The organism is Serratia bockelmannii (genome assembly GCF_008011855.1).
Classification (GTDB): Bacteria; Pseudomonadota; Gammaproteobacteria; order Enterobacterales; family Enterobacteriaceae; genus Serratia; species Serratia bockelmannii.
On the sequence record NZ_VOUX01000002.1, the window covers coordinates 435,884 to 448,212 of the forward strand.

The 12,329-nt window shown below is 58.4% G+C and carries 13 protein-coding genes; 4 read left to right on the forward strand and 9 right to left on the reverse strand.

Annotated elements, in window-relative coordinates; translation table 11 throughout:
• Positions 1-54: 54 nt before the first annotated feature.
• The 4 genes from glmM to rlmE all read right to left on the reverse strand — a co-directional run bounded on the left by glmM (position 55) and on the right by rlmE (position 4,943).
• The gene (gene glmM / locus FOT55_RS04115; protein ID WP_025305053.1) at positions 55-1,392 is read right to left on the reverse strand and encodes a phosphoglucosamine mutase; all 1,338 of its coding nucleotides are present in this window, start codon (positions 1,390-1,392) and stop codon (positions 55-57) included.
• A gap of 4 nt (positions 1,393-1,396) precedes the next feature.
• A complete protein-coding gene (folP, locus tag FOT55_RS04120; protein ID WP_025305052.1) occupies positions 1,397-2,233 on the reverse strand; it encodes a dihydropteroate synthase in 837 nt (278 codons plus the stop codon).
• Positions 2,234-2,325: 92 nt separating this feature from the next.
• Complete coding sequence (gene ftsH, locus FOT55_RS04125) at positions 2,326-4,257, reverse strand: ATP-dependent zinc metalloprotease FtsH (RefSeq protein WP_004933529.1); 1,932 nt, start codon at positions 4,255-4,257, stop codon at positions 2,326-2,328.
• A gap of 56 nt (positions 4,258-4,313) precedes the next feature.
• The gene (rlmE, locus tag FOT55_RS04130; RefSeq protein WP_004933533.1) at positions 4,314-4,943 is read right to left on the reverse strand and encodes a 23S rRNA (uridine(2552)-2'-O)-methyltransferase RlmE; all 630 of its coding nucleotides are present in this window, start codon (positions 4,941-4,943) and stop codon (positions 4,314-4,316) included.
• A 143-nt stretch (positions 4,944-5,086) separates the two neighbouring features.
• Here rlmE and yhbY point away from each other — a divergent pair, with 143 nt between their 5' ends.
• Positions 5,087-5,380 (forward strand): ribosome assembly RNA-binding protein YhbY, encoded by a 294-nt coding sequence (gene yhbY / locus FOT55_RS04135; protein ID WP_004933536.1) that lies wholly within the window; start codon positions 5,087-5,089, stop codon positions 5,378-5,380.
• 112 nt (positions 5,381-5,492) lie between these two features.
• On the opposite strand, the gene greA is transcribed toward yhbY, so the two are convergent.
• Positions 5,493-5,969: a transcription elongation factor GreA gene (greA, locus tag FOT55_RS04140; RefSeq protein ID WP_025305051.1), complete on the reverse strand. Its 477-nt coding sequence runs from the start codon at positions 5,967-5,969 to the stop codon at positions 5,493-5,495.
• Positions 5,970-6,225: 256 nt separating this feature from the next.
• On the opposite strand from greA, the gene dacB reads away from it, so the two are divergent.
• The 3 genes from dacB to pmrB are packed head-to-tail and all read left to right on the forward strand — an operon-like array spanning position 6,226 to position 9,388.
• Positions 6,226-7,659, forward strand: a complete 1,434-nt coding sequence (gene dacB / locus FOT55_RS04145) for a serine-type D-Ala-D-Ala carboxypeptidase (RefSeq protein WP_025305050.1) — start codon at positions 6,226-6,228, stop codon at positions 7,657-7,659.
• A gap of 8 nt (positions 7,660-7,667) precedes the next feature.
• Positions 7,668-8,330 carry a two-component system response regulator PmrA gene (gene pmrA, locus FOT55_RS04150; RefSeq protein ID WP_019453348.1) on the forward strand — a complete coding sequence of 221 codons (663 nt, stop codon included), beginning with the start codon at positions 7,668-7,670 and terminating at the stop codon, positions 8,328-8,330.
• Complete coding sequence (gene pmrB / locus FOT55_RS04155; protein WP_147823152.1) at positions 8,327-9,388, forward strand: two-component system sensor histidine kinase PmrB; 1,062 nt, start codon at positions 8,327-8,329, stop codon at positions 9,386-9,388. The genes pmrA and pmrB overlap by 4 nt, the downstream gene beginning before the upstream one ends.
• A gap of 36 nt (positions 9,389-9,424) precedes the next feature.
• On the opposite strand, the gene cgtA is transcribed toward pmrB, so the two are convergent.
• The 4 genes from cgtA to rplU all read right to left on the reverse strand — a co-directional run bounded on the left by cgtA (position 9,425) and on the right by rplU (position 12,277).
• Complete coding sequence (cgtA, locus tag FOT55_RS04160; protein ID WP_025305047.1) at positions 9,425-10,597, reverse strand: Obg family GTPase CgtA; 1,173 nt, start codon at positions 10,595-10,597, stop codon at positions 9,425-9,427.
• 16 nt (positions 10,598-10,613) lie between these two features.
• Positions 10,614-11,585, reverse strand: coding sequence for a DMT family transporter (locus FOT55_RS04165; protein ID WP_043139276.1), 972 nt, complete (start codon positions 11,583-11,585; stop codon positions 10,614-10,616).
• 105 nt (positions 11,586-11,690) lie between these two features.
• Positions 11,691-11,948, reverse strand: coding sequence for a 50S ribosomal protein L27 (gene rpmA, locus FOT55_RS04170; RefSeq protein WP_004933559.1), 258 nt, complete (start codon positions 11,946-11,948; stop codon positions 11,691-11,693).
• Positions 11,949-11,965: 17 nt separating this feature from the next.
• On the reverse strand, positions 11,966-12,277 hold the full coding sequence (gene rplU, locus FOT55_RS04175; protein WP_004933561.1) for a 50S ribosomal protein L21: 312 nt from the start codon (positions 12,275-12,277) through the stop codon (positions 11,966-11,968).
• Positions 12,278-12,329: the final 52 nt, after the last annotated feature.

Here is a 12,329-nt window from a genome sequence, read left to right on the forward strand (position 1 = left end):
AACAATCATCTATTCGGGCTCAGCGATGCCAAGCCCGATGGCTAACTGTCTGTTTTAACCTGCGGATTTCACCGCATCGGCGATGCGATGCGCCAGCGCGGTCACCTGCTGCTCGTCCTCGCCTTCCACCATCACGCGGATCAGCGGCTCGGTGCCCGATTTACGCAGCAGCACCCGGCCACGGCCGGCCAGCTCGGTTTCCACCTGCTCGGTGACCTTACGCACCGCTTCAGACTCCAGCGGATTATGCTCGCCGGCGAAGCGGACGTTGACCAGGATCTGCGGCAGCAGCTTCATGCCGCTGCACAGGTCATGCAGGCTCATGTGGTTGCGCACCATGGCAGTCAGCACCTGCAGCCCGGCCACGATGCCGTCGCCGGTGGTGGTTTTGTCCAGCAGGATCACATGGCCGGAGTTTTCCGCACCGATGCGCCAGCCCAGTTCCTGCAGTTTCTCCAGCACGTAACGGTCGCCCACTTTGGCGCGAGCGAACGGAATACCCAGCTGTTTCAGCGCCAGCTCCAGCCCCATATTACTCATCAGGGTACCGACCGCGCCGCCGCGCAGCTGCCCCTGACGCAGGCCTTCGCGGGCGATGATGTACAGGATCTGATCGCCATCCACCTTGTTGCCGAGGTGATCCACCATCATCACGCGGTCGCCGTCGCCGTCAAACGCCAGGCCAACGTGCGCTTTTTCCTGCAGCACGCGCTCTTGCAGCTGACGCACGTCGGTAGCACCGCATTTTTCGTTGATATTCATACCGTCCGGCTCAACACCGATGGCGATCACCGTGGCGCCCAGTTCGCGCAGCACGCTCGGCGCAATGTGGTAAGTCGCCCCGTTGGCGCAGTCGACCACGATTTTCAGCCCCTTCAGGCTCAGCTCGCTCGGGAAGGTACCTTTGCAGAATTCGATGTAACGGCCGGCGGCGTCGATGATACGGCTGGCTTTACCCAGCTCGGCGGACTCCACGCAGGTCAGCGGTTTTTCCATCTCGGCTTCAATTGCCTCTTCGACGTTGTCCGGCAGTTTGGCGCCGTCGATTGAGAAGAACTTGATACCGTTGTCATAGAACGGGTTATGCGACGCGGAAATGACAATGCCTGCTTCGGCACGGAAGGTACGCGTCAGGTAGGCCACCGCCGGCGTGGGCATCGGCCCGGTGAAGGAGGCGGACAATCCAGCGGCCGCCAGACCGGCTTCCAGAGCGGACTCCAGCATATAGCCGGAGATGCGCGTATCCTTACCGATGATGATCTTGCGGGAACCGTGACGCGCCAGCACTTTACCGGCCGCCCAGCCCAGCTTCAGCACGAAGTCCGGCGTGATGGGGCTGTCCCCGACCTTGCCACGGATGCCGTCGGTGCCAAAATATTTGCGCTCGCTCATGTCTCTACTGTCCCTTAGCTGAAAGTGTTGCCTCGACGACACGCATCGCCTCGACGGTTTCTTTAACGTCATGCACTCTGACAATCTGCGCACCCTGCATCGCCGCGATCACCGCGCAGGCCACGCTGCCGATAACCCGTTGATCCGGCGGCACGTTCAGCAGTTGCCCAATCATCGATTTACGCGACATGCCGACCAATAGCGGCAAACCGAAACGATGAAACTCCGACAACCGTGCCAGAAGCTGATAGTTGTGCGCCAAATTTTTACCGAAACCGAAGCCTGGGTCGAGCAGCAATTTCTGATTTGTTATCCCCGCCTCGTTACAGCGCTGAATATGATGCTCGAAAAACGCCTGAACATCGGTAATCAGGTCATCGTAATGCGGCGCCTGCTGCATGGTGCGCGGCTGCCCTTGCATATGCATCAGACAGACCGGCAGACCGCTTTCCGCCGCCGCCGCCAGGGCACCCGGCTCCTGCAGCGAACGAATGTCGTTAATCAGATGTGCGCCTGCATGCGCCGATTCGCGGATCACGCCCGCTTTCGAGGTATCGACCGAGATAAAGACTTCGAAGCGCTGCGCCAGCGCTTCCACCACCGGCACGACCCGTTCCAATTCTTCCTCTTCACTCACCTCAGCTGCCCCCGGCCTTGTCGATTCGCCGCCGATATCGATCATCGTGGCACCGGCCGAAATCAGCGCATGCGCGTGGAGCAGCGCCTGGTTCAGGGTGTTGTGACGGCCGCCGTCGGAAAACGAATCTGGCGTCACATTGAGGATACCCATCACCTGCGGATAGGAGAGGTTGAGCGTCATGTCGCGCACGGTTAACTGCATGGTTGGTCCACCTTACTGTTGCCTGGTTCACTGCCCGCCGGGCAAAAAAAAACCCCGGCGTACCGGGGTTTGATGTTATTACACAGCCGCTGTTACTTGTCGAGCTGTTCGGACATGGTGTTGCCCGGCGTTGGGGTGCGCGGCTCATCTACCGGCGTCGGGGCTTTCGGAGTGCCACCGTTGTCGGAGCTGTTGCCTTTGTTCGCATCGTCCCAGCCCGCCGGCGGACGCACGTCTTTGCGGTTCATCAGATCGTCGATCTGCGGCGCATCGATAGTTTCATACTTCATCAGCGCATCCTTCATCGAATGCAGGATGTCCATATTTTCCATCAACAGCGAACGAGCACGCGTGTAGTTACGTTCGATCAGCGACTTCACTTCCTGGTCGATGATACGCGCGGTTTCATCCGACATGTGCTTCGCCTTGGCCACGGAACGGCCCAGGAACACTTCACCCTCTTCTTCCGCATACAACAGCGGCCCCAGCTTCTCGGAGAAGCCCCATTGGGTCACCATGTTGCGGGCAATGGAGGTCGCCACTTTAATGTCGTTCGACGCACCGGTAGAGACTTTTTCCGGCCCGTAGATGATCTCTTCCGCCAGACGACCGCCGTACAGGGTGGAGATTTGGCTCTCCAGCTTCTGACGGCTGGCGCTGATCGCATCCCCTTCCGGCAGGAAGAAGGTCACACCGAGCGCCCGACCACGAGGAATGATGGTGACCTTGTGTACCGGATCGTGTTCAGGAACCAGGCGGCCAATGATGGCGTGGCCCGCTTCGTGATACGCGGTCGACTCTTTCTGCGCTTCGGTCATCACCATGGAGCGACGTTCCGCACCCATCATGATCTTGTCTTTGGCTTTTTCAAACTCCACCATCGACACCACGCGCTTGTTGCCGCGGGCGGCGAACAGCGCCGCTTCGTTGACCAGGTTGGCCAGGTCGGCACCGGAGAAGCCCGGCGTACCGCGCGCAATGACGGAGGCGTCGATGTCGGCAGCCAACGGCACGCGGCGCATGTGCACCTTCAGGATCTGCTCACGGCCACGCACATCCGGCAGCCCGACCACGACCTGACGGTCGAAGCGGCCCGGGCGCAGCAGCGCAGGGTCAAGCACGTCCGGACGGTTGGTGGCCGCGATGACGATGATGCCCTCGTTGCCTTCAAAACCGTCCATCTCAACCAGCATCTGGTTCAGGGTCTGCTCGCGCTCATCGTGACCGCCACCCAGGCCGGCGCCACGCTGGCGACCGACGGCGTCGATTTCATCGATGAAGATGATGCACGGCGCGGCTTTCTTCGCTTGTTCGAACATGTCGCGCACGCGGGATGCACCCACGCCGACGAACATTTCGACGAAGTCGGAACCGGAAATGGTGAAGAACGGTACCTTCGCTTCGCCGGCGATCGCTTTCGCCAACAGCGTTTTACCGGTCCCCGGCGGGCCAACCATCAGCACGCCTTTCGGGATCTTGCCGCCCAGCTTCTGGAAACGGCTCGGTTCGCGCAGGTATTCCACCAGTTCGCTCACCTCTTCTTTCGCTTCGTCACAACCGGCGACATCGGCGAAAGTGGTCTTGATCTGGTCTTCCGTCAGCATGCGGGCCTTGCTCTTGCCGAAGGACATCGCGCCCTTGCCGCCGCCGCCCTGCATTTGCCGCATAAAGAAGATCCAGACCCCGATCAGCAACAGCATCGGGAACCAAGAGATAAAGATAGAAGCCAGCAGGCTCGGCTCTTCAGGCGGCTCGCCGACAACTTTCACATTCTTCGTTAACAACGTATCCAGCAACTTAGGATCGTTGACAGGGATGTAGGTCGTGTATTTGTTACTGTCTTTCTTGGTAACGTTAATTTCACGTCCGTTGATTCGCGCTTCGCGAACCTGGTCCTGGGTCAGTTCGGACATGAAGGTAGAGTAATCCACCCTACGGCCATTCGACTCGCTGGGCCCAAAGCTCTGGAATACAGACATCAACACTACCGCGATGACTAACCAGAGAATTAGGTTTTTCGCCATGTCACTCAAGGGATTAACCTCATCTTACAACTGTGTTAACAAACAGCGTTAGGGTACTACAGTTTGCGCCCTGTCGCTACAATGTACACTTCGCGCGAACGGGCGCGGGAAGCGTCTGGCTTACGAATCTTAACCTTCGTAAACAGGGAGCGAATTTCCCGTAGGTACTCGTCAAAGCCATCTCCCTGGAACACCTTCACCAGGAAACTTCCGCCTGGTGCGAGGACATCACGACACATATCCAGCGCCAACTCCACCAGATACATCGACCTTGGAATATCGACCGCCGGGGTGCCACTCATATTCGGGGCCATATCGGACATGACCACCTGAACCTTACTCTCGCCTACTCGTTCCAACAGCGCCTTCAGCACCAGTTCATCACGAAAATCGCCCTGAAGGAAATCGACGCCAACGATAGGATCCATTGGCAAAATATCACAGGCGATGATGCGCCCGGTACCGCCGATTTGGGTGACCACATACTGCGACCAGCCGCCCGGTGCGGCGCCCAGATCAACCACGGTCATTCCCGGTTTGAACAGTTTGTCGCTCTGCTGTATTTCATCAAGTTTAAACCAGGCACGGGAACGCAGTCCCTTTTTCTGCGCCTGCTGCACATATTTATCGCTAAAGTGTTCTTGTAACCAGCGACTGGAGCTAGCCGAACGCTTTTTATTAGCCATCTCGTTTTCCAACTATCATAAAAAGAGTCTTATGTCAGGGTCGCTGCTCACGTAGACTCACACCGGTGAAGACCGATTTGGTGATATACATGAGATGGCGGTAGAATGTACCGTTTTCAATCCCAACTTAAGCAAAAAAGACAATGAATCTGAATAATAAACAAAAACAGCACCTGAAAGGCCTGGCGCATCCGTTAAAACCGGTGGTAATGCTGGGCAATAACGGTCTTACCGAAGGGGTGCTGGCTGAAATTGAACAGGCTCTGGAGCATCATGAGCTGATCAAGGTAAAAATCGCCGCTGAAGATCGCGAAACCAAAACCCTGATCGCCGACGCTATCGTGCGTGAAACGGGCGCCTGCAATGTGCAAGTTATCGGCAGTACGCTTATTCTTTACCGCCCGTCGAAAGAGCGCAAGATCAGTCTACCGCGTTAATAACCATCAGGTTAACGAAAAGGTGCCATGCGCCTGACGAAGATAAAAGGCCGCTTGCGGCCTTTTTCCTATCTTTACAAAACGTTGGCGCATTAATGACCAACGGCCTCGATCAGAGATACTCGACCTTCAGGATCTCGTATTCCACGTCGCCGCCGGGGGTTTTGATCACCACCACGTCGTCTTGCTCTTTGCCGATCAGGCCGCGCGCCATCGGCGAGTTTACCGAAATCAGATTTTTCTTGAAATCGGCCTCATCGTCGCCAACGATGCGGTAAGTCACTTCTTCTTCACTGTCCAGATTCATCACCGATACGGTGGCGCCGAAGATCACCCGGCCGGTGTTCGGCATCTTGGTGATATCGATCACCTGAGCATTGGACAGCTTGGCTTCGATCTCCTGAATGCGGCCTTCGCAGAAACCCTGCTGTTCACGGGCGGCATGGTACTCGGCATTCTCTTTCAAATCGCCGTGCTCACGGGCGTCAGCGATATCCGCAATGATTTTCGGGCGGCGCACGCTTTTCAGATATTCGAGCTCTTCGCGCAGTTTTTCAGCGCCAAACAAGGTCATCGGAATTTGGTTCATCGTATAAATACCTCTAAATCTTTCCTGTTCAAATAACCGTCATCCTGACGTATTCGTATGAAAACACGGTTGGCATACCGCCACCCGCCTCCAGGCGACAAACAAAAGAAACCTGACTCGGAACGAGGCCCAAGCCAAGATTGGTTTTGCATTTTGATACGCATTTTAGCCTAGAGTTCCTTGAGGGTCATCGTTTACTTTTTCCCTGATTGCACCGTAGTATGACGGCACGTTATCCAGCTGTTATCCCGAGATTATGCGTTTTTCACGAATTGTCAGTGCATTGGCTTGCGCATTTGTTCTGAATGCGAATGCGGCCCCGGTTGAAGAGTACACACAATATCTGCCTGATGGGGCCAACCTTGCCCTGGTCGTTCAGAAAATCGGTGCCGGCGCGCCGACGATCGATTATCACTCTCAGCAGATGGCGCTGCCGGCCAGTACCCAAAAAGTGCTGACCGCGCTGGCGGCCTTGCTGCAACTCGGGCCCGATTACCGTTTCACCACCACGCTGGAGAGCCAGGGCGATATCCGCGATGGCGTGCTGCGCGGCAACCTGATCGCCCGCTTCAGCGGCGATCCGACCTTCAAGCGCCAGAGCCTGCGCAATATGGTGGCCGTCCTGAAGAAACAGGGCGTGCGCCAAATCAGCGGCGACGTGCTGGTCGATACCTCGGTCTTCGCCAGCCATGACAAGGCGCCCGGCTGGCCGTGGAACGATCTGACGCAGTGCTTCAGCGCGCCGCCGGCCGCCGCCATCGTCGATCGCAACTGTTTCTCGGTCTCGCTGTACAGCGCGCCGAATCCGGGCGACATGGCGTTTATCCGCGTCGCCTCCTATTATCCAGTCAATATGTTTAGCCAGGTGCGCACCCTGGCGCGCGGCTCAGCAGACGCGCAGTACTGCGAGCTGGACGTGGTGCCGGGCGAACTGAACCGCTTTACCCTGACCGGCTGCCTGACGCAACGCAGCGAACCGCTGCCGCTGGCCTTCGCCATCCAGGACGGCGCCAGCTATGCGGGCGCAATCCTGAAAGACGAACTGACCCAGGCCGGTATCCAGATCGACGGGCACTTGAAACGCCAGACGCGTCCCGGCATCACCGGCACGGTGATCGCGCAAACTCAGTCGGCGCCGCTGCACGATCTGTTGAAGATCATGCTGAAGAAATCGGACAACATGATCGCCGATACCGTCTTCCGCACCATCGGCCACGAGCGCTTCGGCGTACCGGGCACCTGGCGAGCGGGCTCCGATGCAGTGCGGCAGGTGCTGCGCCAGAAGGCCGGCATCGATCTGGGCAATACCATTATCGCCGACGGTTCCGGCCTGTCGCGCCACAACCTGCTGGCGCCGGCGACTATGATGCAGGCGCTGCAGTACATCGCTCAGCACGACAACGAGCTGAACTTCATCTCGATGCTGCCGCTGTCCGGCTATGATGGCACCCTGCGCTACCGCGGCGGCCTGCACGAAGCCGGCGTCGACGGCAAAGTGTCGGCCAAGACCGGTGCACTGCAGGGCGTCTACAACCTGGCGGGCTTCATCACGACCGCCAGCGGCCAGCGCATGGCCTTCGTGCAGTATCTCTCCGGCTACGCCGTGCCGCCAGAAGATCAGAAACAGCGCCGCGCGCCGCTGGTGCGCTTCGAAAGCCGCCTGTATCGGGACATTTACCAAAACAACTGAGGATCGTCATGAAGCTGCTGGTCGTTGAGGATGATGAACTGTTGCAACAGGGGCTGGCACTGGCGCTGACCGGCGAAGGTTACGTCTGCGACTGCGCCGCCACGGCGGCGGAGGCCAACAGCCTGCTCATCACCAGCCAATACAGCATGGTGATCCTGGATCTCGGTCTGCCGGACATGGACGGCGCCGCACTGCTGCGGCAGTGGCGCCGCCAGCAGATCGATCTGCCGGTGCTGATCCTGACCGCCCGTGATGCCCTGGAAGATCGCGTCGACGGGCTGGATGCCGGCGCCGATGACTACCTGGTCAAACCCTTCGCGCTGGTTGAGCTGCAGGCGCGCGTGCGGGCCCTTCTGCGGCGCTACCAGGGCCACAGCGACAATCTGATGCAGGTGGATGACCTGCAGTTGAACCTCTCCAGCCAGCAGGTCTACCTGCAGCAACAGCCGGTGGAGGTTACGCCGAAAGAGTTTGCCATTCTGGCGCGTCTTATCATGCGTGCCGGGCAGACGGTCAATCGTGAACTCCTGCAGCAGGATCTCTACACCTGGCAGGACGACCTGGGTTCCAACACGCTGGAGGTGCACATCCACAACCTGCGCCGCAAACTGGGCAAGGATCGCATCCGCACCGTGCGCGGCATCGGCTATCGCCTGGAACCCTCGTCATGATCAGCATGCGCCGCCGCCTGCTGCTGATGCTAGCGCTGATCCTGCTGGTCACACAACTCATCAGCGCCTTCTGGCTGTGGCACGAAAGCCAGGAGCAGATCAGTTTCCTGGTGGATGAAACCCTGTCCGCCAAAGTGCGTACCGAGCGCGTCGATACCGAGATCGCCGAGGCCATCGCGTCGCTGCTGGCGCCTTCGCTGATCATGATGGTCGTCACGCTGCTGGCGTCGTTTTGGGCCATCAGCTGGATCATCCGCCCGCTAAACCAATTGCAGCAGCGGCTGGAAAAGCGCTCTGCCGATAACCTGACGCCGCTGCCAATCACCAGCGACAGCCAGGAAATGGTAGCGGTCACCAATGCACTCAATCAGCTGTTCTCACGGCTGGATAACACCATTCAACAGGAACGCCTGTTCACTGCCGACGCCGCCCACGAGCTGCGCACGCCGCTGGCCGGCATCCGCCTGCACCTGGAACTGATGGAAAAACAGGGCGTCAAGGGCAGCCAGGCGCTGATCGCCCGCATCGATCAACTGATGCACACCGTCGAGCAGTTGCTGATGCTGTCGCGCGCCGGGCAAGACTTCGCCAGCGGCCATTATCAGCATTTCGATTGGGTGGCCGATGTGATCCAACCGCTGCGCGAAGAACTCGACGAAATGACCGCCCAACGCGGACAGACGCTGGATTGGCAATTGCCGGCCGTCGCCGCGGTGAACGGCGATCCGGTGCTGCTGCGGTTGCTGCTGCGCAACCTGGTCGAAAATGCCCACCGTTACGGCCCGGAAGGCGGCGCGATGCAGGTGCGATTAACGCCGCAAGACAGCGGCTATCTGCTGCAGGTCATCGACGATGGCCCGGGTATCAAGGAAGAGATGGTTGGGGAGCTGACGCAGGCGTTTCGCCGCATGGATCAACGCTACGGCGGCAGCGGACTGGGCCTGAATATCGTGATCCGCATCGCGCAACTGCACCAGGGGCGATTGACGCTGGAAAACCGCCGCGATGCGCGCGGCCTGAACGCCCAGTGCTGGTTGCCGGAAAAGGCGCTCAAATAACAAGGGCCCAGCGTTGCTGAGCCCTTTATCACCGAATTACTTCTGGTAAATGATTTCGACGCCTTCGTCGTCGTCTTCGTCCCAGTCGTCATCCCAGTCATCTTCCGCTTCGGCTTCCACCTCCGCGATTTGCTCGCGGTGGTAGTCATCCCACATGAATTCGACTTTTTCCGGCGCGCTTTCTTCAATCGCCATCGCTTTCGGCTGAGTGTTGATGAAGTTCATCACGTCCCAGCACAGCGCGTTGACGCCTTCGCGGTTGGCGGCGGAGATCATGTAGTACTTCCCTTCCCAACCCATGCCTTCCACAATCGCTTTGGCGCGTTCGGCGGCTTCTTCCTCACCAATCACATCAATTTTGTTGAACACCAGCCACCGCGGCTTCTGCGCCAGATTTTCGCTGTATTGGTTCAACTCGTTGATGATCACTTTGGCGTTTTCCACCGGATCGGTTTCGTCGATCGGCGCGATGTCCACCAGGTGCAGCAGCACGCGGCAACGCTCCAGGTGTTTCAGGAAGCGAATACCCAGGCCCGCCCCTTCGGAGGCCCCCTCGATCAACCCCGGAATGTCGGCAACCACAAAGCTCTGCTCGTGGTCCATACGCACCACGCCCAGGCTCGGTACCAGCGTGGTGAACGGATAATCGGCCACCTTAGGTTTGGCAGCAGACACCGCGCGGATGAAGGTCGATTTACCGGCGTTCGGCAGCCCCAGCATGCCCACATCGGCCAGCAGCAACAGCTCCAGCAACAGGTCACGCGCTTCGCCCGCGGTACCCAGCGTCTTCTGACGCGGCGCGCGGTTGACCGAAGATTTGAAACGGGTGTTGCCCAGACCGTGCCAGCCGCCTTTGGCGACCATCAGCTTCTGCTCGTGACGCGTCATGTCGCCGAGGATCTCGCCGGTGCCCTGATCCTTCACGCGCGTGCCGACCGGCACCTTGATGATGACGTCTTTACCGCGTTTGCCGGTACAGTCGCGGCTCTGGCCATTCTGGCCGCGCTCGGCGCGGAAAGACTTCTCAAAGCGGTAGTCGATCAGGGTGTTGAGGTTCTCATCCGCCAGCAGGTAAACGTCGCCGCCGTCACCGCCGTCACCGCCGTCAGGCCCACCGTTCGGGATATATTTTTCGCGGCGGAAGCTGACGCACCCGTTGCCGCCGTCGCCTGCAACGACCAGAATCGCTGCTTCATCTACAAACTTCATTTACCGTCTCCGTAAATCATTCACCGGGCTGCTTCAAAGGAGCAACCAGGGGGGGTTCTGCCCGTCGCGGCCACCACCGGTGACCAATTGCGGAAAACATGGCGCCCGCCACAACCACAAACGCACCCACATAGCCGACGATGTTCAGCGTCGGCGCAGCGAATGCCTGGGGCCAGGCCAGCGCCAATAAATCTGAAAACAGCAGGGTAAACAGCGGGGTCAGCGTCACCAACGCGCTCACCTGCGCCGCCTGCCAGCGCGCCATCGCTTCCGCCAACGCGCCGTAACCGATCAGCGTGTTGGCGCCGCAAAATAGCAGACACGCCAATTGCCAGCCGCTCAGCTGGAAAATCACCTCGGGTTTGGCCAGAGGGAACAACGCTATCGCACATAAAGTGTACAACATAACCAGGATCTGCGGCGAAGCCAGTCGGCGCAGCAACACCTTCTGCGCCACGCCGTAGCTCACCCAAACCATCGCCGCGCACACGCCCAGCATAACGCCCAGCGTGTAGTCCGTCAGCCGGGTGAAGATCTCTATCAAACTGACGTTGAAAAACAGCATCAGTCCGCAAATCAGCATCAGGGCGCCAATAACCTGGGTGATGCGCATACGTTCTTTTAAAATCAGCACGCTGGCGAACATCATGCCCACCGGCGACAGCTGGCCAATCACCTGCGACGCCGTCGGGCTCAGGTATTGCAGCGAGGAGCTGAAGAACACAAAGTTGCCTAGCAGCCCCGCCGTCGCGATCGCCAACAGCAGCAGCCAACGCGGCTGGCGGAACATCGTCAGCCGCGGCAGCTTGCCGCGTACCGCGAGGATCACGCCCAAACCGATGGCGGCCATGGTAAAGCGATACCAGACAACGGTAAACGGCTCCATCACGACCAACACTTCTTTCATCGCGATCGGCAACGCGCCCCAGCAAACCGCCGTGGTTAACGCCAGAGAAATGCCAACGCCGACCTGCTGCTTCGTATCCATATCACCTTCGCCAACGCTGACGGGCCTGCCCTCAGGCAACCCATAAATGTAAAAAGCCCCGCAACGAATTGCGGGGCTTACATCTATTTCGTAAGGCTCGAAAAATTATTCAGCTTCGATGCTGATGAATTTACGATTGCTCGGGCCTTTAACTTCGAATTTGACTTTACCGTCTTTCAAAGCAAACAGAGTGTGGTCTTTGCCGCAACCCACGTTGGTACCAGCGTGGAATTTGGTGCCGCGCTGACGAACGATGATGCTGCCTGCCAGTACTGCTTCGCCGCCAAAGCGTTTTACGCCCAGACGTTTAGCTTCTGAATCGCGACCGTTACGAGTCGAGCCGCCAGCCTTTTTGTGTGCCATTAATCCGCTCTCCTAACTTAAGCGCTGATGCCGGTGATTTTAACGTCAGTGAACCACTGACGGTGGCCCTGCTGCTTACGGTGGTGTTTACGACGACGAAACTTAACAATTTTAATTTTCTCGCCACGACCGTGAGCAACAACTTCAGCTTTGATCTTGCCGCCATCGACGAAAGGAACGCCGATTTTGATATCTTCGCCATTAGCGATCATCAGAATCTGGTCAAACTCAACCGCTTCACCAGTTGCGATGTCCAGCTTTTCCAAGCGAACGGTCTGACCTTCGCTTACTCGGTGTTGTTTACCACCACTTTGGAAAACCGCGTACATATAAAACTCCGCTTTCCGCGTGCCCGACTGTGTTAGTTCAGAGCGCGCTATA